The 21,377-nt window shown below is 37.4% G+C and carries 21 protein-coding genes and 1 pseudogene; 20 read left to right on the forward strand and 2 right to left on the reverse strand.

All coding sequences use genetic code 11. The features are described from left to right. Positions 1-32 precede the first annotated feature (32 nt). The 10 genes from OZX59_RS06865 (at position 33) to OZX59_RS06910 (ending at position 8,181) form a co-directional block, all read left to right on the forward strand. Positions 33-407, forward strand: a complete 375-nt coding sequence (locus OZX59_RS06865) for a hypothetical protein (RefSeq protein ID WP_277125534.1) — start codon at positions 33-35, stop codon at positions 405-407. Further along, complete coding sequence (locus OZX59_RS06870; RefSeq protein WP_277125535.1) at positions 394-747, forward strand: hypothetical protein; 354 nt, start codon at positions 394-396, stop codon at positions 745-747. Before OZX59_RS06865 ends, OZX59_RS06870 begins: the two co-directional genes overlap by 14 nt. Before the next feature lie 142 nt (positions 748-889). Further along, complete coding sequence (locus OZX59_RS06875) at positions 890-1,975, forward strand: D-alanine--D-alanine ligase family protein (RefSeq protein ID WP_277125537.1); 1,086 nt, start codon at positions 890-892, stop codon at positions 1,973-1,975. Between the two features lie 26 nt (positions 1,976-2,001). Next, entirely contained in the window at positions 2,002-2,766 is a 765-nt protein-coding gene (locus OZX59_RS06880) for a transcriptional regulator (protein WP_277125539.1), read from the forward strand. A 99-nt stretch (positions 2,767-2,865) separates the two neighbouring features. Next, complete coding sequence (locus tag OZX59_RS06885; protein ID WP_277125541.1) at positions 2,866-3,981, forward strand: YibE/F family protein; 1,116 nt, start codon at positions 2,866-2,868, stop codon at positions 3,979-3,981. After that, positions 3,978-4,739 carry a YibE/F family protein gene (locus OZX59_RS06890; RefSeq protein WP_277125543.1) on the forward strand — a complete coding sequence of 254 codons (762 nt, stop codon included), beginning with the start codon at positions 3,978-3,980 and terminating at the stop codon, positions 4,737-4,739. The genes OZX59_RS06885 and OZX59_RS06890 overlap by 4 nt, the downstream gene beginning before the upstream one ends. Next, entirely contained in the window at positions 4,736-5,557 is an 822-nt protein-coding gene (locus tag OZX59_RS06895) for an alpha/beta hydrolase (protein ID WP_277125545.1), read from the forward strand. Before OZX59_RS06890 ends, OZX59_RS06895 begins: the two co-directional genes overlap by 4 nt. Before the next feature lie 211 nt (positions 5,558-5,768). Beyond that, a complete protein-coding gene (locus OZX59_RS06900) occupies positions 5,769-6,044 on the forward strand; it encodes a hypothetical protein (protein WP_277125546.1) in 276 nt (91 codons plus the stop codon). A gap of 156 nt (positions 6,045-6,200) precedes the next feature. Beyond that, complete coding sequence (locus tag OZX59_RS06905; RefSeq protein WP_277125547.1) at positions 6,201-7,655, forward strand: DASS family sodium-coupled anion symporter; 1,455 nt, start codon at positions 6,201-6,203, stop codon at positions 7,653-7,655. Between the two features lie 178 nt (positions 7,656-7,833). Then, positions 7,834-8,181 (forward strand): hypothetical protein, encoded by a 348-nt coding sequence (locus OZX59_RS06910; RefSeq protein WP_277125549.1) that lies wholly within the window; start codon positions 7,834-7,836, stop codon positions 8,179-8,181. An 83-nt stretch (positions 8,182-8,264) separates the two neighbouring features. Here OZX59_RS06910 and OZX59_RS06915 read toward each other — a convergent pair whose 3' ends face one another. Further along, a complete protein-coding gene (locus tag OZX59_RS06915; RefSeq protein WP_277125551.1) occupies positions 8,265-8,627 on the reverse strand; it encodes an aggregation promoting factor surface protein in 363 nt (120 codons plus the stop codon). A 155-nt stretch (positions 8,628-8,782) separates the two neighbouring features. Here OZX59_RS06915 and OZX59_RS06920 point away from each other — a divergent pair, with 155 nt between their 5' ends. Beyond that, positions 8,783-11,326: a M1 family metallopeptidase gene (locus OZX59_RS06920; RefSeq protein ID WP_277125553.1), complete on the forward strand. Its 2,544-nt coding sequence runs from the start codon at positions 8,783-8,785 to the stop codon at positions 11,324-11,326. A gap of 63 nt (positions 11,327-11,389) precedes the next feature. On the opposite strand, the gene OZX59_RS06925 is transcribed toward OZX59_RS06920, so the two are convergent. After that, entirely contained in the window at positions 11,390-12,601 is a 1,212-nt protein-coding gene (locus tag OZX59_RS06925) for a L,D-transpeptidase family protein (protein WP_277125555.1), read from the reverse strand. A gap of 102 nt (positions 12,602-12,703) precedes the next feature. On the opposite strand from OZX59_RS06925, the gene OZX59_RS06930 reads away from it, so the two are divergent. From OZX59_RS06930 to OZX59_RS06970, 9 genes and pseudogenes are all read left to right on the forward strand, one after another. Further along, positions 12,704-13,510, forward strand: a complete 807-nt coding sequence (locus OZX59_RS06930; protein WP_277125557.1) for a DUF4931 domain-containing protein — start codon at positions 12,704-12,706, stop codon at positions 13,508-13,510. Next, complete coding sequence (locus OZX59_RS06935; RefSeq protein ID WP_277125559.1) at positions 13,497-14,438, forward strand: alpha/beta hydrolase; 942 nt, start codon at positions 13,497-13,499, stop codon at positions 14,436-14,438. The genes OZX59_RS06930 and OZX59_RS06935 overlap by 14 nt, the downstream gene beginning before the upstream one ends. A gap of 94 nt (positions 14,439-14,532) precedes the next feature. Continuing rightward, positions 14,533-15,147 (forward strand): ECF transporter S component, encoded by a 615-nt coding sequence (locus tag OZX59_RS06940; RefSeq protein ID WP_277125561.1) that lies wholly within the window; start codon positions 14,533-14,535, stop codon positions 15,145-15,147. A gap of 33 nt (positions 15,148-15,180) precedes the next feature. Continuing rightward, entirely contained in the window at positions 15,181-15,438 is a 258-nt protein-coding gene (locus OZX59_RS06945; protein WP_277125562.1) for a hypothetical protein, read from the forward strand. Between the two features lie 119 nt (positions 15,439-15,557). Then, positions 15,558-16,328, forward strand: coding sequence for a zinc ribbon domain-containing protein (locus OZX59_RS06950; RefSeq protein WP_277125564.1), 771 nt, complete (start codon positions 15,558-15,560; stop codon positions 16,326-16,328). A gap of 20 nt (positions 16,329-16,348) precedes the next feature. After that, positions 16,349-17,767, forward strand: coding sequence for a zinc-ribbon domain-containing protein (locus OZX59_RS06955; RefSeq protein WP_277125566.1), 1,419 nt, complete (start codon positions 16,349-16,351; stop codon positions 17,765-17,767). Between the two features lie 133 nt (positions 17,768-17,900). After that, the gene (locus OZX59_RS06960; RefSeq protein ID WP_277125568.1) at positions 17,901-18,650 is read left to right on the forward strand and encodes an ABC transporter ATP-binding protein; all 750 of its coding nucleotides are present in this window, start codon (positions 17,901-17,903) and stop codon (positions 18,648-18,650) included. A gap of 10 nt (positions 18,651-18,660) precedes the next feature. Continuing rightward, positions 18,661-20,466 carry an ABC transporter permease gene (locus tag OZX59_RS06965; RefSeq protein ID WP_277125570.1) on the forward strand — a complete coding sequence of 602 codons (1,806 nt, stop codon included), beginning with the start codon at positions 18,661-18,663 and terminating at the stop codon, positions 20,464-20,466. A gap of 218 nt (positions 20,467-20,684) precedes the next feature. Beyond that, positions 20,685-21,377, forward strand: a pseudogene (locus OZX59_RS06970) (transporter substrate-binding domain-containing protein); the annotation flags it as partial.

Below are 21,377 nucleotides of genomic sequence, written 5' to 3' on the forward strand. Positions count from 1 at the left end.
ATATCCTACTTTAATTTGAGTGAGGAGAAACTATGGACATTAAAGCTAAAAGACAGGTTGCTAAACTAATATCGGCAGGTGCTCTATTGCTAATCTGGCTGATTACACGTAATTATGCGAACTTTTGGCCAATCTATTCAATCACTAGCTATATATTAACAACAACAGAAATAATATGGTTACCAACCTTAGAGTCAACATTTTTTCGTCAAATAGCTAATGATTTATCTGAAGTCTCTGTTTGTCAACTAGGTCCTATTCTATTTGCTTTATTGCCATCTTCTGATTCTGCAAGTAACCATTATTTTGGTCTAATTATCATAATTACTTTGGTAAATATGGTAACTGTTTTAATTAGCGATTTGATATTGTTTAAGCATAGTGAGATTTCAAATGAAAGCGAATAATAAAAGACTAATATTAGAAGTAATCTACATTGCTGTTTTGGCAATTTTATTGTTAGCTAAGGTATCAAATATCTATACCATTTGTGCAATTGGCAGTTTTCTAGTTTCAATGATAGAAACTGTCTGGTTGCCGCTAAAGGAAGAAATAGTAGCTAAGCAACTGGGTAGCGATGTGCTTAATTGTCTTAGATTGCAGATGCCGGCATTGGTATTATTAATATCGTTAACTACTGAAAATAACTACGCTTATCAGCAAACCATGCTGTTACCAATGATACTAATAATTTTGGTAAATTTAGTTTGTATTGTGCTTGCAGATTATTGTCTTGATACTAATTAAAATATATATTAATATCCATTTTTAGGCGATCTTTATTAGGTCGTCTTTTTGTTGTGAAAATATAAAATTCTACTAAATTTCGTGTTTTACTAACCAATTGCCGTATAATAAAGGGGATTAATGATATTAAGGGGCAAAAACAATGGTTAAGAAAACACAAGTTGGTCTAATTTTTGGTGGAAATTCCTCCGAATACGAAGTTTCAATCAATTCTGGTCATAATATTTATAACGCGATTGATCAAGATAAGTATGATGTGCATCCCATTTGGATGACCAATGATGGCTATTTAGCGAGTGAAGCAGATTCCTTCAAGGTGTTAAATAATCCGAAATACACGGTTGAAACTCCTCACAAAGTTGCCAATCTTGCTAACTTAAGCGAATTAGGTAATTTACCAGAAATTGATGTTTTCTTTCCGATTGTTCATGGTAATCTGGGTGAAGATGGCTCTTTGCAGGGGCTATTTCGTCTGTTAGATAAACCGTTTGTTGGTGACGATGTTTTGTCAGCTGCAGTGACGATGGACAAAGAGTTTACTAAGATTTTAGCTGAACGTGTTGGGGTCAAGGTAGCTGATTGGATTTCGATTAAGCGGTTTGAATATGATGACCTAAATAACACTAAGCGTGATTATGCCAAGGTCAGCGAGCAGCTTGGTGGTGACTTGTTCGTCAAGCCAGCTAATCAAGGTTCTTCGGTCGGTGTACACCATGTTACTAATGCCGCTGAATACGAACAAGCATTAGCTGATGCCTTTAGATATGATGACAAAGTGTTAGTTGAAGAAACCATCCATGGTACTGAAGTTGAAACAGCAGTTCTGGGCAATGACAAGCCAATCGTTTCGGGAGTAGGTCAAATCATTAATGCTCAAGGCGACTTCTATAGTTATGCTAACAAGTATGATGATAGTTCAACTACCCAGTTGCAAATACCTGCTAAATTACCTGCTGAAATCGTTGAAGAAGTCAGAAGTAACGTCTTAAAGGTTTATCAAGTAACTGAATGTAATGGCTTAGCTCGAGTAGATTTCACTTTGCGCGATAGCGACCAAGCAATAGTCTTAACTGAAGTAAATGCCTTGCCTGGCTTTACCAATATTAGTATGTATCCTAAATTATTTGAAGAAGCGGGAATTTCTTATACTGACTTAATTACTAAATTAATTGAAGCTGGTCTAGAATATTACGACCACAAGCAGACTTTATTACATAAAATCGATTAGTCATTTTATGCTGGGGAGAACATGCAATGACAGATAATAAGCATAATTTTGAAGAGCTAACCGCACCGGCTGCTACGGCTAAGCAATTGCAAATCAGTGTCGCAACGCTACGTAAGTATTCACTGATTGTTGAGCGAATTACGGGTAAATCCGATTATTACGTTAGAAATAAGCAAAAGGCACGTTTATATAGTAAGCAAGATGTGCAAGACTTAGATGATTTTCATCAATTGGCCAAGAATAATGGGTTAACATTGGAAGAAGCAGCCCGGCAAATCTTTGCGGTAAGCGATGAACCTAAGACACCAGCGCGTAAGGCTGAAGCTGGTCAAGAAGATTTAGTTTCTTCTCCTGAAATAGTTAAGGTACTTGATACTCTGCAGCAAACAATTAGCCAGCAAAATGCTGCAATTAAAGACTTACAGACGCAGCTTAGTCGGATTGAAGAACAAAATCAGGATTTACTTGCTAAGCAGGAACAATTACCTGAGCCTGACCAAACAGTTGATGACTTTGCTGGATTACCTGATATTTCGGGAATAGTGACTGATGAAGAAGATGCCGTTCCAACGAAAACAGAAGAGCCAGAAGACCGTCCATTAACTATTGAAGAAAAACGGCAACAGGTTAAGCAAGATCAAACTAAGTCGAGTGCGCAATTGCACGAGGAGATCCTGGCTAAAGCCAAAGAAAATGCTGAAAAACAAGAGGCAAATTCCCATCGTACATTATCAGATATGCAATTGGAGCCAAAAAAAGAGCATTGGTGGCAACGATTTATTAATATATAAATGTAGAAACGACTTTTAGTTAAAAAGCCGTTTTTATCATAATTAGCCTCGAAAATAGATCATGATATGGTAAGCGAATATCAAGTTAGGATGAGCAAATTGAAAAAGACTAGGCGGCGCTATTTTTTAGCACTAATGGTGGCAGTAATTGGACTTATTTTAACTGTCTGTACTTATTTAGCCACTGATATTTACAATAAGGATGATGTAGCTGTTATTACCGATCACGCTATCAAGGATACTTTGGTAGAGAAAAGTACAGATGTTTACGGTAATAAAGATGAAACTCGCAAGCAAATTCTGCACCTAAAGGTTTTATCTGGTAAACACAAGGGTGAAAAGTTTACGACGACTAATCTCTATTATCCATCACAATTGGTAACGCAAAGGTATCGCGCGGGGCAGCGAATCTTTGTTAACATCAAGCACCATGATCCTGCTATCCAAAATCCAAAGCGTGATTGGGTCTTAGTCTTGGCTTTAACCGTGACAGTTGCCCTGATGGTAGTGGTAGCGGGTCGGCAGACAATTGGCCTAGTAGTTTCAATGGTACTGAGTTGGTTGATCTTCTATTTAGTCATTATTTTAGACGTGAAGCTGAATGGCACATACATTATTTTATTATTTAGTTTAGCCGATATTGTCTTCTCCTTCTTCAGCTTATTAATCGTGCAAGGATTAAATCGTAAAATGCTGGCAACGTGGTTGGCTACTTTATTAGGGACATTTGTTTCTTTTGCTTTGTGTTATTTAATAATGCAACTGACGGGTGAGTCTGAGATTAAATATGAAATGGGCGATTACGCGACGCAAGACCCACGAGGAATTTTTCTAGCACAAACACTATTAGGAATCTTGGGTGCAGTAATGGATGAAGCAACAGACATAGTTTCCAGTTTATCTGAATTGGTTGAAACCAAAAAAGATTTAACAGCTAGACAGTTGATTCGGAGTGGACGAACAATGGGACAAGAGATTATGGGACCGCTAATTAATGTTTTGGTTTTAATTTTTATGTCAGAAGCACTACCAATGACCATTATTTATTTACGGGATAACAATAGCTTAGGGTCAACTTTTGGCTTTACCTTATCACTGGGGGCGACACAAAGTGTAATTTCCGCAATTGGCATAGTTCTGACTGTTGTCTTTGCAACAGGCTGTAGTCTGCTGTTTTTAGAAGAAAAAAGACGCAAAGTGAGGGATGAAAATTGAGTACGTTAACTGCTTTAGTGATTGTTTTAGCAATTTTAATGACCATAGTTGGCGGAGAAACCGGTATTCGTAGCTTTTTTAGTGTCTTAATCAATACCATGTTACTAATCTTGGTAGCAATTATGATATCTTGGGGGATTAGCATTCCCCTCCTAATTTTGATTTTTGTACCATTAAAATTAGTTACGATTATCTTTTTGGGAACACATGATTATCAAGTTGCTAAGAACTCGTTTTATGTATCGCTAATTGTTTGTTTGCTAGTTAGCGTTGTAATTCTTGGCTGTGAGTGGCTAGCTCAAGCGGCAGGGCTGGGACCAGAAGCCGGTGAAATGTTGGTAGGCTTGTCACAGATGCCGGGATTGAGTTATCCGTTAATTTCCGTAGCCGTAGCAATGTTTTCAGCACTTGGAGCTGTAGCTGAGGCAGCTGTTTCTATAAGTTCAGGTCTATTAGAAATTAAGAAGCATAATCCTCAGATTAGTCAGGACGATTTGTTAGCTAGTGGGAGTAAAATTGGCAATGATGTGTTGGGAACAGCGATGAATACGATACTTTTTGGGATGTTTGGTAGCTTTCTTTCATTATTTCTATGGTACTTTCGGCTGCACTATACTTTTGGTGAAGTGGTAAATGATAAGATGTTCGTTAATGAGGCTTTGGTAGTATTGTATTCGCTGATTGGTGTGTTATTGACAGTTCCGCTATCATCAGCCTTATTGACTAAAACGATGGTAAAACAAGAGGTGAAAAAATGAAAATTGCAGATGTAACTTTGACTAATTTTAATGGACGTAAGTTTAAGATTCATACGTATACTTTGGCTAAAATCGGTGAGTTGCGAACACCTAAACATCCACTCGCAATTGTAATTCCTGGTGGTAGCTTTGATCATTTATCCAAGCGTGAAGGTGAGCCAATTGCCTTAGCTTTTAATAATTGCGGTTTTAATAGTGTCGTCATGGAGTATAACTTGGTGCAAGATGAAGGTGAGATTTATCCTGATGCGGCGCTCGATGTTTTGGCAACTGTGCAATATTATCGTGAACGTGCACAAGAATATCAAATTGATCCAGATAAGATTGTAACGATTGGTTTTTCTGCAGGTGGGCATGTTGCCAGTATTGCTAACTATTTAGCTACTTCGGTAAAATATCAAACGGAATATGATTTTGAGCAAGCTGAGGTTCTGCCAAATAAGACGATCTTAGGTTATCCCTTAATTGATATTGAAAAGATTGGTTTTAAGGTACCTGAAGATGAAGAATCGATGGTGCCAGAAGATCGGTATCTCAAAGATAGTTCGTTAGGAGTTACACGTGAAACACCTGCAACTTTTATCTTTCATGCTTGGGATGACCCGATGGTATTAGTTACCAATACACTAGAATATATTGCTGCGTTGCATGAACATCAAGTACCTTGTGAAGTCCATTTATTTAATCAAGGTGGTCATGGCTTTTCGCTAGCTCGCGGCGATATGGTAACTAGGGGACGCGAATGGCAAGAAAATCCTCATGCGGCACATTGGTTTGAGTTAGCACAAGAATGGCTAGCAAGTGAATGGGGACAATAAATGATGTTTGTTCCCAATTTATGGTTAAGTATTAGTTAAAAAACGATCTATGTGGGTCGTTTTTTTAATTAGCTGTTTGGCAAAAGCAGCTGTTATGGCGTCTAATGAGATAAAAATTAAAAAGCTTGAATTATTTTATGCAAAAGTATTGCATTTATTTTTTAGGGGTATATAATACAGACATTTATATCGAAAGAAGGGACATGATTTTATGAAGTTATTAAAGATTAGAATGTGGATGGCGATTAATGGCTTGTTGACTCTAAGTAGTCTGATCATGTTGTTCTTTGGGTTATGCAGACAAGTTGATAAGTCAGAAGACTTATTTGCACGTGAACAATCGATGACTATGAATAGTAATACCGATCTGGTTATTGCTGGATCGGTTATGTCATTAATTGTTTTTGGAGTAGCCTTTTTTGCTAGTTGGATTAAGACTCGGAAGGCGCAAGCACACGCCATGAGGCACCATGCACATCATGCTTAATTAGTATTTTTTAAATAAATCGCAGAAACACTCTTGGTTAGCCAAGGGTGTTTTTGTATGTTCTTAAGTTTAATTGTAACTATAAGATGTGCAAAAAAGCCCTTTACCTCAGCAACGAATATGATACTATGGTGATTATGTCTAGAAGGAGGATTTATGAAAAATCTAGCAAAAATAAACTATTCTAAATTTATTTTGCCATTAGTGGCAGGATTAGCAATTTGGTTTACCACGGCAATTCGCCCAGCGGGAGTGAGTGTTCAGGCCTGGCAAATGTTAGCCATTTTCGTGGCGACTATTTTAGGCTGTATCACGCAGCCACTACCAATTGCAGGGGTGACGCTGATCGGTTTCACCTTGACTATTTGTCTAGGACTGGTTCCTTTAGCTGATAAAGTAGTCGATGGTAAGGTAATTGCCAAGGGTGCAGTCGATGCTTTTAGTAATTCGTCTGTTTGGCTGATTGCCATGGCTTTTATGATCTCACGTGGGATTGTGAAGACGGGATTAGGCCGTAGAATTGCCTTGTATTTTATTAAGTGGTTTGGTAAAAAATCACTTGGTCTAGGTTATGCCATTGGGGCAATTGATTTGATTATTTCACCCGCTACACCATCAAATGGTGCACGGGCTGGTGGGGTGGTTTACCCATTAATTCAATCACTTGCAGATACGTTTGATTCTAAGCCTAACGATCCATCAAGAAAAAAGATGGGCGCATATTTAACCTTTACGGAATTTCAAGTTAATATTATTACTTCATCGTTATTTATGACGGCCTGTGCACCGAATCTAATTGCGGTAGCGATGGCTGGTAAAGCTGGCGTAACTTTGAGCTGGATGAATTGGCTTTTAGCCAGTATTGTGCCAGCGGCAATTTGTTTAGCAGTAATTCCATTTTTTGTTTATAAAATGTATCCGCCAGAAATTAAGGAAACGCCAAATGCCAAAGAGTGGGCTGATAGCCAATTAGCTGAGATGGGTAAATTTAGTTTGCCAGAAAAAATGATGAGTTTAATCTTCGCGATTACTTTGATTTTATGGATGCTATCGAGTACTTTAAATATTGATGCAACTTTGATTGCCTTTATTTCCGTTTCATTATTGTTATTTACTGGCATTTTGACGCCAAATGATTTGTTGCACGAAACAGGTGCTTGGAACATTTTGATCTGGATGTCTGTCTTAATCTTTATGGCGGAAAAGCTAACCCAATTTGGCTTTATCGGCTGGATTTCCAGCAGTATTTCGGCTGGTTTAAAGGGTGTAAATTGGCTCTTAGTGTTAATTATTTTAGCGTTAGTTCTCTTTTACACACACTATTTATTTGCTAGTGCAACTGCACACAACTCAGCAATGTATCTGCCACTATTAACTGTAGCAATTGCTGCAGGCGCTCCAAAGATGATGGCTGCTCAATTTTTAGCTTTCTTTTCTGCAATCATGGGGTCAACAACTCACTATTCGAGTCCGGCAGCTTCGGTCTTAGCGGCTTCGGGCTATGTTAAACAAAATGAATGGTGGAAGATGAGCTTTGTCTTCGGAATTTTCTATATTCTAGTCTACGGCGTAATTGGCTTAGGCTGGATGAAGATTATTGGTATGTGGTAAATTGTTATAGGGGAAGTTTTAGTTAGTTACTTTAATAAAAAGTGTTAGACACTTAAAAATCCGTTAGAACCGTAATTTTTAACGGATTTTTTGATGCAATTAGTAAATTAGCCTTTGAAAAGTCTCCAATTCAAGAATTAGACTTATTAAAAAAAGCAGATCGTGAGGAATTTATGCGATGAGTGATAGTGTTTGTGAGAACAGTATTATGATTGCTGATCTGGCTTATGACGAAAGACGTGGGCTAGGTTCTAAAATTAGACCAGTATTTGTAGTTAGGTATGGTAATCAAAAAATCACTTATTACAAAATAACAAGTCAATTTTCTCATAAACCCGAATATCTTAAGAGCATGTATTTTGAAATTAAAGATTGGTTATCTGCGGGACTAAGGCAACCGTCATGGATAGATACGGTTGCTTTACGTAGAGTGGAGGAACAGTGCGTATTTGTAAAATTTGTTGGTTATTTGTCAGCTAGAGATGAAGCCAGATTCGTAAAGTTTTTATCTAATCAAAAATCATAAGTACGTTTGGAAATTATATCCAACTAAAAAACAACCTAGCAGATTTGCTAAGTTGTTTTTTTGTATATCTAGGAATGAAAAGTTTAATACCAATGATGTGATTGCCAAAACTTCTTGGCATTTACCCATGAACCATAACGATTCTTGACATATCTGTCTGCCGTTTTGTTCTGATTCTTTTTAGAATAGTCGCCATGAAGGTAACCAATATTTAATTGAAACTTGCCATAACAAGCACCATTACGTGCGTGATAGTTACCACCAGATTCGCGTTGGGCAATCCAGTTCTTGGCGTTGCGTTCACGCTTAGATAACTTAGCAGCTTGAACTGTTTGGGTACTTGGATTATGGTTGGTTACTTCACAGACAGCGATTAAGCTGCAGGCTAACATCAATGCTGAAACAATTTTTAAAATTAGACTTTTACTTTTCCGCAATTTCTTCATTCCTTAAAAACTAGATTTATTACTATTGAATATAGTACGCTTAAAATATTTCATTGTTGTTACAGAAATAACACGCCTGCCTTACATTCAACTTTTCTGCAATTTAGCCGTATTTTTGGTAAAATTTATAATGAATATTAATTTAGGAGGAAATTATGGCTGCCAAACATTTTTATGAAACTTTTCAGCCTGATCATTATGATTTATTCATTGATATAGATCGGGAAAAGAAGACAATTACGGGAACATCAACCATTACTGGTGAAGCGGTTGAAGAAACGATTTTTATTAATCAAAAATTCATGAACATCATTTCAGTTAAGGAGGACGACCGTGAGCTGCCGTTTACTGTTGATGATGATAAAGAGGCGATTGTGATTGATCTTGGCCATAGTGGTCAAGTGACGGTTGCAGTTGCTTATAGCGCCCCACTAACTGATACTATGATGGGGATTTATCCATCTTATTACATGCTTGATGGTGTGAAGAAACAGATTATTGGAACTCAATTTGAAACTACGTCTGCAAGACAAGCTTTTCCTTGTGTTGACGAGCCTGAAGCAAAAGCTACTTTTACTTTGGCGTTGAAATATGATGAGCACCCTGGTGAAGTAACGATCGCCAACATGCCAGAAGCTAAGGTTGAAGATGGCGTACACTACTTTGCAAAGTCAGTTAGAATGTCAACTTATCTAGTTGCCTTTGCCTTTGGTGAATTACAATCTAAGCTAACAGAAACTAAAGATGGTGTGCAAGTTGGCGTTTTTGCGACTAAAGCCCATCAGCCTAAGGAATTAGACTTTGCTTTAGATATTGCTAAACGTTCAATTGAATTTTACGAGGAATTTTACCAAACTAAATATCCATTACCACACTCATGGCAATTAGCTCTGCCAGATTTTTCTGCTGGAGCTATGGAAAATTGGGGTCTAGTTACTTATCGTGAAGCAGCTATTTTACTTGATCCAGATAACGCAACAGTTGCGCAAAAAGGCTACGTTGCTACCGTAATTGCCCATGAATTAGCACATCAATGGTTTGGTGACTTGGTAACGATGAAGTGGTGGGATGATCTGTGGCTTAATGAAAGTTTTGCCAATATGATGATGTACTTATCAATCGATGCTATCGAACCTGATTGGCACGTCTGGGATAATATGTATCAGACGGGTGAGGTTCCAATGGCTTTAAATCGGGATGCAACTGATGGCGTCCAGTCTGTCCATGTTGAAGTTGAACACCCAGCAGATATTGATTCACTGTTTGACAGTGCGATTGTCTATGCCAAAGGTTCTAGGATGCTGGTAATGGTACGCAAACTCTTGGGCGATGATGCACTGCGTGCGGGATTGAAATATTACTTTGAACAACATCAATATGGCAATGCTACTGGCGATGATCTGTGGAATGCATTATCAACAGCGACTGATTTAGATATTGGCGAGATTATGCATACCTGGTTAGATCAACCAGGTTATCCGGTTGTCATTGCTAAGGTGGCTGATAATGGACACTTAATTTTAGAGCAGCAACAATTTTTTGCTGGTGAAGGTGAAGACAAAGGTCGTCTTTGGGCAATCCCGCTAAATGCTAACTTTGAAGCACCAAAGATTATGACTAAAGCAGAAGTTGATTTGGGTAATTATCAAAAATTGCGTGAAAATGCAGGTCATGCATTACGCTTGAATGTTGGTAATAGCTCACACTTTATCGTTAACTATGATGAAACTTTGATGTCAGATATTATGACTGAACTGAATGAGTTAACAGCAGTTGATCAATTGCAACTATTGCAAGATTTAGGGCTGTTAGCAGAAGGCAAGCAGGTTTCTTATGCCGAAATTGTACCGTTATTGCCTAAGTTTGCTAATTCTAAATCAAATATTGTGATTAATTCCTTATTCGATTTAGCTAGAAAATTGCGTAAGTTTGTTACTCCTGCTTCGATTGAAGAAAAGAACTTAAAACAATTCTTTAATCAATTGTCGCACGCGCAAGTTGCACGGTTAGGCTGGGAGGCACAAGCTAATGATTCTATGGAAGATTTGCAAATGCGTCCACTAGAACTTTCGGCAGCTCTTTATGCTGAAAATCAAGCGGTTATTGCAACGGGTCATCAAATCTTCAACGATTACCAGTCTAAGTTAGCTAGTTTAGATGCTGCAATTCGTCCATATGTCTTGATGAATGAAGTTAAGAATTATGCTAGAACAGGCTTAGTTGAGCAGCTAATTAAGGAATATCAGGCAGCAGTTGATCCATATTATAAGGAAGACTTGTTATCAGCAATTACCAGTACCAAGGATGAGCAGGAAATTGATCGAATTATTGCTGATTTTGGAGATGCTGATGTAATTAAGCCGCAAGACTTACGCTCTTGGTATTATAATGTTTTAGCTGAGCCAAAAGGGCAGCAGGCTGCGTGGGATTGGTTACGAGATAAATGGTCTTGGCTAGAACAGACAGTTGGTGGCGATATGTCATTTACTTCGTATATTACAGTCACCGCCAGAGTTTTCCATACACCAGAACGTTTAGCTGAATTCAAGGCCTTCTTTGAACCTAAGATTAATCAACCAGGTTTAGGTCGTGAAATTCAGATGGATACTAGATCAATTGCTACCAAAGTTGATTTAATTGAACATGAAAAAACTGCTGTTAATGAAGCTATTAAAACAAATTTGGCAATCGAAGATTAATTAGTTTAAATTTAAACATATAAAAACACCTCGCTGACTAAACGAGGTGTTTTTGTACTGCTATTAATCGTAAACAATTACAGCTTCATGCTTGATTACATTATGCCAAACAGATTTGATTTCACTAGGTTTGATATTGATGCAGCCGTGTGAGCCACCGCGCAGATATGCTTTCTTGCTCCAGTCAGTGCGCCAACTAGCATCGTGAAGACCACAGCCACTGAGTGTAAACGGCATCCAATATTGCACTTTGGATGAATATTTTGAACCATCATCATTATTACCGCGTAAGGTAGCTGGAGACTGTTTATATTGAATGTACCAGACACCTACAGGCGTGCGGTTTCCTTTGCCGCCATTCTTGGTGCCTGTGACGACATCAGTTAAGTGAACAGCTAGTTTACCCTTGCGGATAATCCATAGTTCTTGTTTTTTAAGTGAAATCACGACGTAATTGTCGCCAATGCCATGATTACTTTTGCCATATCCTAGTCCATAGGTGCTGTATCCTAAACCGTAAATATAGTTTTTACCATCAAGTGTCTTAGTACCGTCTAAAAAAGCTTGTTCGATTGCCGATTGGGCTTTTTTGGTATAAATCCCCCAACCATAGCTTTGATTTTTCACAGTGATTTTGTTGCCATTAACTTTTTTATGGACGGGAACCGTGAATTTATAGCTTTGATGTAAGGTAGAAACACTATTATTCATTTGGTTAAGCTTAGCCGTTAAGTTTTCAACATTAGTAAAGCTGTACTTACCATTTTTAAAGGTCGCTTGATTAATTAACTTTTGTGCTTTTAGTTTAAAAGTTTTACCAGCTATCTGATAATCAATTTCGGCATGACTAACATTCTTGAATTTTTGCTTAGCCTTAGCGAGTGCTTGGAAACGGTAGTTGTAATTACGTTTGTCAGGCATAGCAGTGTGTTGTTTTTTGAAGTATTGCGCGACTGTTTGCTTATCAATTGTATTAATACTTGGATCGCGTTCGATTGAAACTTTACCTTGTTCTAATAAAACTAAGTTATTAGCATGGGCATTGATTTTTTTAGTAGCCTTATTGATAGTTAAATTGCCAACTTTAACCCCATAAATGCTAACATTAGGATTAAAGTGATTAGTAGCAAATTCTCTAGCTTGTTTTTGAGATTCGACATGTTGGTTATATAGCACAACGCCGAAGACAATTAATAAGCTTAAAATAATGCCAGCAGTGATTAAATAGAGATTATTGCGATTATTGTGTTTTTTTAAATCTTTTCTTGATTGCATAATTCACCCACTATAATTAAAGCTTTTTGAAATTATTTGCTGTTTAAGTTTATCATCTATTGTAAGGTTAGTAAAACACCAGTTTTTATTTGGGAGGTTATTATGGAAATGAAGCCATTAGTTTTTGAATTGGCAGTTGCTAAAAATAAGCCACATTCATATCGGAAAACTAAAAACAAGGCAATTTGTCCCTTTTGCCAAGTTGCAGATTTAACAGATATTTATCAGCAAACTGGGGACATGATTTGGTTGCATAATAAATTTCCAACCTTGCGTGATACGGTGCAGACAGTCTTGATTGAAGCGAGTGATCATCATGGGGATATTGTTAATTATTCGGTTGCTTATAATCGCCGATTACTTAGCTTTGCTTTAGATTGCTTTAACAAAATGCAGCAAAGCAAGTTGTTTAAATCAGTTCTTTGGTATAAAAATTACGGGCCACATTCAGGTGGTTCGTTAGTTCATCCCCATATGCAATTAGTCGGTCTTAATAATATTGATGGCTATAGTTATATTAATGAAAAGAACTTTTCTGGGATAACGTTATTCAATGAGGAGGATGTCGAAGTAAATGTTGCAACTCAGCCAGTTCAAGGCTATGAAGAGCTGAATATTAACTTGCTCAATATTGCTGGAGTAAACTTATGGGCTGATTGGATTCAAATAGGAGTTAAATATCTACTGAGCGTTATGAATCAGGGACGAGCTGACTCATATAATCTATTTTTTTATCCACGGGAAATGGGAGGAATTTGTGCTAAGTTAGTTCCTCGCTTTGCGGCGCCACCATATTTTGTAGGTTATAAGTTGTCACAGGTTAATGATGAGGTAACTTTAGCAAATGAAGCAAAGAAACTTAGGGCTTTTTATGAGCAGCAACAGGAGGTAAATAATGAAGAAGACTAACGTAATTTTGACCACTAGTTTACTAGCATGGGCAGGATTACGTGCCAAGACGGGAACTAGCGTTACCAGCACTCTAATTGAGCAAGGATTGCGAGTTATCAAGCCGTTTCCTGCACTGACACCTACAACCTATCAAGCAGCTTTACACAAGTCTAATGAACCATATCATTTGCCAACTTATGCCCAAAAGATGGGTTTTAAACCTTGGAACGAGCGCGGAGATGTTTTTTGTATCACTAAATATGCCAGTAGTAAAAAGATTGTGTTCTTTTTACATGGAGGAGCGTATTGGGAGCAGCCACTATATTTTCATTTTGCCACGCTCAAAAAATTAGCTTGTAAATTGCACGCCCAAGTTGTTCTGCCCATTTACCCTAAAGCACCAAATGCTGACGCAATTGTTGCCAACCAAATGGTGTTAGAGGTTTATCAAGAATTATTTAGAACAGTTGCACCTAGAAATATTTTTGTAATGGGTGATTCTGCAGGTGGAGGATTAGCATTGGCAATGCTTGAGCAGGTCACAAAATTGCAGTTACCACAACCTAAGTTAGCAATTTTATTTTCACCTTGGTTAGACGTTGCAACATCTGATCCGCGAATTTCCGAAATTCAACCAAACGATCATCTTTTGCAGGCAACAGACTTACGATTGCGTGGGCAAATTTATGCAGGTAAGTTGGCTAAAACCAATCCTTTGGTTAGTCCACTTTATGGCAAACTAACCGGCCTAGTGCCTATCTATGTTTTTACAGGAACACACGATATTTTATACTTTGATGCTTTACGACTGGCGCAATTAGCTAAGGTGCAAAAATTGTCGGTAAAAACACTTATTTATCCTAAAATGGATCATGATTTTATTTTGTACCCGATTCCTGAAGCACGCCAGGCTTTAAACCGAGTAGTAAAAATAGTTAATAGCTAGTTGTTTATTAAAATAATATATACGATTTGCTTATTAGACAGTTTAGTCATATAATGACAAATAATTTTAAAGTAAATACCTTGAGGAGATTTAAATGCAGAGAAAGCAAACTAGGAATTTGGCGATTACCGCTATGTTTGTTGCAATATTTTTGTTGCAGACCTTTGTTCCCAATATTGGCTATATTCGAATTTTGCCGACTTTACCTGCCATTACAACCGTGCCACTAACTGTGGCTGTTTATGGTTTATTGATGGGCCCTAAAGCTGGAACACTGTTTGGTCTATTTTGGGGATTATTACGACTGTTTCAGGCTTACACACAACCAGGTGATATTGTCAGTTTAATGCTGTTCCAAAATGTATTTATTTCATTGACTCCAAGTATCTTAGCAGGATTATTTGCTGGCTTAATTGGTAAATTGCTGCATAACAAGAAGCAAGTTGCTCAAGGTTGGGGTTATTTACTTGCTGGGGCAGTTACGTCTTTGACCAATACGGTTGTGGTAATTGTTTTAACGAGTGTGATTTTTATGGGAAATTCAGGTAAACTAGTAGCTAATCTAGGGCAGATGGCTCCCAACACACCACTAATTGTAATTTTAATTGGCGCACTAGGCCTTAATGGCTTAATTGAAGCTGCGTTTACGGCAATTGTAACGCCAATTATTGTGACACCATTACGCCAAGTTATGAAACGGTTGCGCTAGTGAGTTAAGTCATTTTTTAGGAAGGAAAAAACCATGAAATTTAAGAAACCACTATTGATAACTCTAGTCTTCGGTTTATTGCTACTGGTAGGACTATCTCTACCAGTTAAAACGCAAGCCAAAAATACTGATAATCCAACGGTTGCTACGCAATTGCGAACTAGTTGGGATAATTGTTGGGGTCGTAATGATCGTCAACGTGCAGTGCCACGCAATAATGAAAGAAGAATTTATCGGCGTGGTTGCGGCAATCGACAGACAGTTAATTGTGCTGTACAAGATGATGAATAGAACTAATTTATAGTATGTTAAGAGTGGGAAAAATCCGCTCTTTTTTAATGCACTAAATTATATTAAACTAAAGATGACAATAAAAGGGAGTAGTTAACCTAAATTTAGGAGGAAAATGAATGAAAAAGTGTCCTAATTGTGCGACGATAATGCAAGATGATGTTAACTTTTGTACTAATTGTGGGGCTGACTTACGTAATGTTGCCAAAACGGCAGTTAATCGTAAAACTTTCCAGGCAGATGTTAATCAAAGTCAAGCAGATTTTGAAGATGAAAGTGACCAAGAGCCAATTGATCAAATGCAGGGTTATTGGCAGTGGCTGGTGAAGTCTTGGCAACATCCGTTTACCAGACTGCCAAGCGCTAGCTGGTATGGAGCAGTCACTTTGTTAATTGAAGATTTGTTATTGGTATTAGGCTTCTACATTGGTTTAAATAGTTATGGTAGCCAGCAAGCGTTTTTTGTTAACATTCCATTTATTACAGTCTTTGAGGTATTATTTTTTGTAATTTTATTAGAAGCAGCTTTTACTGGGGTGAATTACTTGGTTGATCGCTTTATTTATGGACCCAAAAATAGTTTCCTGACCTTTTTTAATCATGCAGTGCAGTGCTCGAATTTAAATTTGATTTTGATTGCTGCTGTCTTTATCTTTATGATGATGGGAGCAGGTGGTCAGATTTTTGCAGTCATTCTAAGTTTGATTAGTCTTAATCTATTTGTGCTTGCCGTACAAGTAGTATTACTAGGTGATTCTGATCCGATTCGTGACAAGATGTATGGCATAATGCTGGCTTTATTTGCAAGCTTTATGGTTGAAATAGTTTGGCTGATGTTGGCGTATAATACAGTTGTTTTACAATTCATTACTTATTTTAGTCACATGTAGTAACAAGCGAGGTGTAGAAGATGGGGAAAAAGTTTTGTCCGCAATGTGGCAATCAGGTAAATGCTGATGTTAAGTTTTGTCCGCATTGCGGGGCTGATTTAACTAATGTAGCTAGCAAGTCGGCAACTGCTGGTGAGACGAAAAAGGCTGCTTCGCCTAAGCGTCAAGCAGTAGCAAGTAAGCCGCAACCAGTTAAAAAGAAAACTAAATTTATTTTGATTGCAGCGGTTGTCGTATTTGTTTTGTTTGGCGTTTTTTATGCTTGGGGTAGTAATCATTACAGTCGCAGTAATCAAATTGATCAAATCATGGTTAGTTTGAAGAATCCGCAAATGCCATTAGCAAAATACGTAACTACTGATGATTATGCCATGAAGGTAACAGATGAGTCGCTAAAGCCAACCCAAAAATATTATCAAGCACATCAATCTACTGCTAATAATTTGGCGATCGCTCTCAAGTCAGGTACTAGTTTGGATCAAGTAAGTCTTAAACAATCGGGGCGCTATTTGTTGTTTTTCCCGAAATATACGCTGCATCTAAATACTTATACGCCGCAAGTCAAAACAAATCATGCTAATTCAACGGTATTGATTAATGGCCAAGCAGTTGGTCAAGCTAAAGGTGACGGCGAATATTATCAAAAGCTAAAACCACTGTTTCCTGGTAAATATCAATTTGAAGTTAAGTCAAGTGTTGCCAAACGCACTCTAAAGGCGAATGCTAATGTTAATATTTGGTCCAACAAGACAGTGAACTTGAATATTAAAACCGCGACTTTTACTATTAAGAGTCTACCTGGTGCCAAGGTTTATCTCAACGATCATCAGGTTGGTAAATTAGCTAATGGTAGTAAGACCTTTAAGGATTATCCGATAACCAATAATATGGAGGTTTATGTTACTACTAATGTTGGCAACGAGGTTTTGCGCTCAAAGGTGATTACTGATTTGCCTTCGGCAGTTGCTGCGCAAGACGATGATGATTTTAGTGATGATATTGACTTTGATGACGGTAGAATCATCTTGTATCCGCAATGGAAAGGTTTGATTGATAAAGATGAAGCCGAAGACACATTAGAAGCAGCTTTCAATGGTCCCGATAGTAGCAATTTTATTGGTGGATCTGATAATAGTAGTTATCAGGAATTACACAAAATGTTGCGTGGATTCGATCACAATGATTCAACTGATTATTATGATATTGACTGTGATGTGGTGGCAATCAATCCAGCGCCAAATAACTCTAGCAGTGTAACTTATAAAGTTACCTATGATTTTGAAAAGAGCAATGGTGATGAGCATACGCAAGTTATGCTCTATAAGAATGGGCTTTTTCAACTTGATGGCAATGAGCAGAAGATTAAGTCAATCGGTGGTGGAACAATTATCCGAGATACTACGGATGATTCCAATGAATATGACGACGATGATGATTAAATAGTTTTAAAAGATAAATCTTTCTAAAGAAATTGAAGGATTTATCTTTTTTTGTGCAAATATTTGACAAAATTAATACTAGATATTAGTGTGTTAGTAAGTTAATACGCAAATACTTTGAGGAGGATGTATAATGACTGAAATTTTACGAGTAGATCATGCTACTAAAACTTACGGTAAACGTGGGGAAAAACAATATCAAGCTCTAAAGGGCATTAATTTTACCGTTGAACCGGGTGAATTTGTGGCAATTATGGGAGCCTCAGGCTCTGGTAAGACGACCTTGCTTAATATTCTTTCAACTCTTGATAAGCCAACTACGGGACATGTTTTTATTAATCATGAGGATATTAGCACACTGAATGCTAATCAAATGGCAGATTTTAGAAGTAAGCAAATTGGCTTTATTTTTCAAGATTTTAACTTGTTGGAAAACTTGACTAACCGTGAAAATATCGCACTGCCGCTAACATTGCGCGGGCTTTCAGTTAGACGAGTAAATCCATTAGTTGATAAGATTGCACAGCGTTTAGGGATTAAAGAAATTTTGGCTAAATATCCTAGCGAACTGTCAGGCGGACAAAAGCAAAGAGTGGCTTCAGCCAGAGCATTAGTGCATGAACCAACCATTTTACTGGCTGACGAACCAACAGGGGCGTTGGATTCAAAAAGTGCCAGAGAATTATTGGATACAATGGATAATTTAAATCGGAACGATAATGTGACTACTTTAATGGTAACGCATGATCCATTTTCGGCTAGTTTTGCTAATCGAATTCTATTCATTAAGGATGGCAAGATTGGAGAGCAAATGCTTAAAGGGCAGCAGTCACGGCAAGAGTTTTATCACTTGCTGATCGATCACTTAGGTACGGAAGAATAAGGAGCAAAATATGATTTGGAAATTATCTTTAACAGGTATTAAAAGCCGGTTTAGAGACTATGCCGTATTGTTTTCCGGGTTAGTTGTTGCTAGTACCATTTTTTATATGTTTTTAACATTAGCGACTAATCCGTCATTTATGACACATGATGTTAATGCGCCATCGAATTATTTAACTTTTATCTTTGGCTTCGGAATCGTGTTGCTAGTAGTAATTACATTGGTCTATCTCACCTACGCGAATTCATTTTTGCTTAGTATGCGTAAACATGATTATGGGATGTTTATGATGCTAGGGGCTAAGAATTCACGTATTGGTTTATTGATATTTTGTGAAACCCTAGTTACAGGTATTTTAGCCGCACTTTTAGGAATTGGGATCGGCTTTGGGCTGACAGCATTAGTTTCAAAATTGCTGATTAATAATTTAGGATTACAAATTTCTCACTTCCAAGCAATTTTGCCTAGTGCAATTCTTTGGACCTTAGTTTTCTTCATTGTTATTTTCTTTTTTGGGGCATTACATAATAGTCGCAAGTTAACTCACACTAAAGTTATTGACTTGCTACATGAAGATCAACAACCTGTTAAACTAACTAAACGTTCATTCTTACACTCGATTGAGGCAGTGTTAGGAATAGCTTTGCTTGCAGCTGGATATCATATTATGAATATGCCTGCTACGGCAATCTTCTTCATTGTGCCGGCAGCATTAGTCACGATTGTTTTAGGCTCATATTTTACCTTTAACTCATTCTTTGGAGCGGTAGTTGGCTTTTTAATCAATCGTAAAAGCTTTTCATACCATGGCATTAGAATGTTTACCTTGGGACAATTGAAGTTTCGCTTGCGTGATTATACGCGGATCTTAACGGTAATTTCGCTACTCTTTGCTTTAGCATTGGGAGCAATTACGGTTGGCTTGAAGTTTGATTCTTTAAAAGACTTGGCACAGAATAATACTTATTATGATGCAACTATTGTTAGTGATTCTCCTGCAATCAAGCGTGATGTGGCTAAATTAGATATTAAAGATGAGCAGACGTATCATTATAAGGAAACTAGCAAGGAGCTATATTTTAATCGAGCTGAATTTGAAAAACAGCCGCTAAAGCATATGAAGTTTACCTATAAGAACCATGAAGAATCATGGCATCAGGTAACTTTGCCAACCAGTCAATTAGATAAACCAAGAACGGATGCTAATAATACTTTTGGCGGCATGGTTCCTAATGGCTTACCAAAGATCATCCATTTGGTTTCACCACAAAAATTGCAGGAAATTAACGGGCAGAATAAATTCGTTTCATATCTACGAGTTACAGATTTTGGTAAAGATTATCCAACTATTCTGAGTATTGAAAAACGAGAGGCAAAGGAGAATGCGGCTTTCAAAGATATCTTCCAAACTAGTAAGGCAAATAATTATCAAATGATGATTGGTTTAGCCAGTGGTTTTGAATTTATGGGTTTCTTTTTAGGGCTGGCCTTTTTAACCATGCTAGCTTCGACTTTAATGTTTAAAGTTTTGAGTGGTGCAGCAAGTGACAAGGTTCGCTACAAGATGCTTTACAAGATTGGTGCCAGACAACAAGTATTGCGGCGATCAATTAAACAAGAGATTGGGACTTTGTTCCTATTACCTGGAGTTTTGGGGATAATTGATGTGCTATTTGGACTCAGATTATTCAGAACACTTCTGCCCGATCCGTATAGTAATATTTGGGTACCATTTGTGATTTTTATTGTACTGTATTTAGGTTATTATTTAGTAACGGTTAAGCTTTACGAAAATATAGTTTTAAAGCAAGAATAACTTATTAAGCTTTATCAAGATTGATTTCTATTTAGGTAGAATCAGTCTTTTTTTGTTAGTCAAGTTGTGTATTAATTCCCTTTATAGCTTAGTAAGTTTATAATTAATAGGGATAATGAGTTTATTTGTAGTTATCTAATTTAGTTTTAATGTAAGGAGCAAAAATTATGCATAACCGATTGCGTAGAAGCATGTTAAGTGTGATTTTCTTAGGAATAATGGCAGTGCTGATTGGTAGTTTCACTGATCAAGCACAGGCTAAGACTTATGAAATCGGCACAGATGTTACTTATCCACCATTTGAATTTGCTAACGATAATAATCGATATGTTGGCATTGATATTGATATTATTAATGCGGTTGCTAAAGAAGAGGGCTTTAAGGTTAAGACCAAGCAGGTTGGCTTTAATGGTGCAGTTCAATCTGTCCAGTCTGGTCAGTTAGACGGTATTATTGCTGGGATGACAATCACCAAAGAACGGCAAGCAAAGTTTGACTTTGGGACACCATATTTTAAGACTGGTGTGGTGATGGCTGTTGGTAACAATAGCAAGATTCGCGGCTTTAAGGATTTAAAGGGCAAGCGCGTGGCACTCAAGACTGGAACCGCTGCTGCTCAATATGCTAATAGTTTAAAGAAAAAATATGGTTTTAAAACAGTTACGTTTGATGACTCCGATAATATGTATCAGGATGTTGTTACTGGTAATTCTGTGGCCTGTTTTGAAGATCAGCCTGTGATGCAGTATGCCATTAATCAGGGCATGAAATTAAAGATTGTCACTAAAGCTGCAAATACTGGTTGGTATGGTTTTGCAGTTAAAAAGGGTACGAATCAAGAATTGATCCGTAAGTTTAACGCGGGTTTTGCAAAGATCAAAGCCAATGGTACTTATAACAAAATTGTGGGT

This window comes from Lactobacillus sp. ESL0681 (genome assembly GCF_029392835.1).
Classification (GTDB): Bacteria; Bacillota; Bacilli; order Lactobacillales; family Lactobacillaceae; genus Lactobacillus.

Bases quoted from the DNA above. Each gene is read 5' to 3' on its own strand.
- OZX59_RS06865 (WP_277125534.1), top strand. From the start codon at position 33: ATGGACATTAAAGCTAAAAGACAGGTTGCTAAACTAATATCGGCAGGT.
- OZX59_RS06870 (WP_277125535.1), top strand. From the start codon at position 394: ATGAAAGCGAATAATAAAAGACTAATATTAGAAGTAATCTACATTGCT.
- OZX59_RS06875 (WP_277125537.1), top strand. From the start codon at position 890: ATGGTTAAGAAAACACAAGTTGGTCTAATTTTTGGTGGAAATTCCTCC.
- OZX59_RS06880 (WP_277125539.1), top strand. From the start codon at position 2,002: ATGACAGATAATAAGCATAATTTTGAAGAGCTAACCGCACCGGCTGCT.
- OZX59_RS06895 (WP_277125545.1), top strand. From the start codon at position 4,736: ATGAAAATTGCAGATGTAACTTTGACTAATTTTAATGGACGTAAGTTT.
- OZX59_RS06900 (WP_277125546.1), top strand. From the start codon at position 5,769: ATGAAGTTATTAAAGATTAGAATGTGGATGGCGATTAATGGCTTGTTG.
- OZX59_RS06905 (WP_277125547.1), top strand. From the start codon at position 6,201: ATGAAAAATCTAGCAAAAATAAACTATTCTAAATTTATTTTGCCATTA.
- OZX59_RS06910 (WP_277125549.1), top strand. From the start codon at position 7,834: ATGAGTGATAGTGTTTGTGAGAACAGTATTATGATTGCTGATCTGGCT.
- OZX59_RS06915 (WP_277125551.1), bottom strand. From the start codon at position 8,627: ATGAAGAAATTGCGGAAAAGTAAAAGTCTAATTTTAAAAATTGTTTCA.
- OZX59_RS06920 (WP_277125553.1), top strand. From the start codon at position 8,783: ATGGCTGCCAAACATTTTTATGAAACTTTTCAGCCTGATCATTATGAT.
- OZX59_RS06925 (WP_277125555.1), bottom strand. From the start codon at position 12,601: ATGCAATCAAGAAAAGATTTAAAAAAACACAATAATCGCAATAATCTC.
- OZX59_RS06930 (WP_277125557.1), top strand. From the start codon at position 12,704: ATGGAAATGAAGCCATTAGTTTTTGAATTGGCAGTTGCTAAAAATAAG.
- OZX59_RS06935 (WP_277125559.1), top strand. From the start codon at position 13,497: ATGAAGAAGACTAACGTAATTTTGACCACTAGTTTACTAGCATGGGCA.
- OZX59_RS06940 (WP_277125561.1), top strand. From the start codon at position 14,533: ATGCAGAGAAAGCAAACTAGGAATTTGGCGATTACCGCTATGTTTGTT.
- OZX59_RS06945 (WP_277125562.1), top strand. From the start codon at position 15,181: ATGAAATTTAAGAAACCACTATTGATAACTCTAGTCTTCGGTTTATTG.
- OZX59_RS06950 (WP_277125564.1), top strand. From the start codon at position 15,558: ATGAAAAAGTGTCCTAATTGTGCGACGATAATGCAAGATGATGTTAAC.
- OZX59_RS06955 (WP_277125566.1), top strand. From the start codon at position 16,349: ATGGGGAAAAAGTTTTGTCCGCAATGTGGCAATCAGGTAAATGCTGAT.
- OZX59_RS06960 (WP_277125568.1), top strand. From the start codon at position 17,901: ATGACTGAAATTTTACGAGTAGATCATGCTACTAAAACTTACGGTAAA.
- OZX59_RS06965 (WP_277125570.1), top strand. From the start codon at position 18,661: ATGATTTGGAAATTATCTTTAACAGGTATTAAAAGCCGGTTTAGAGAC.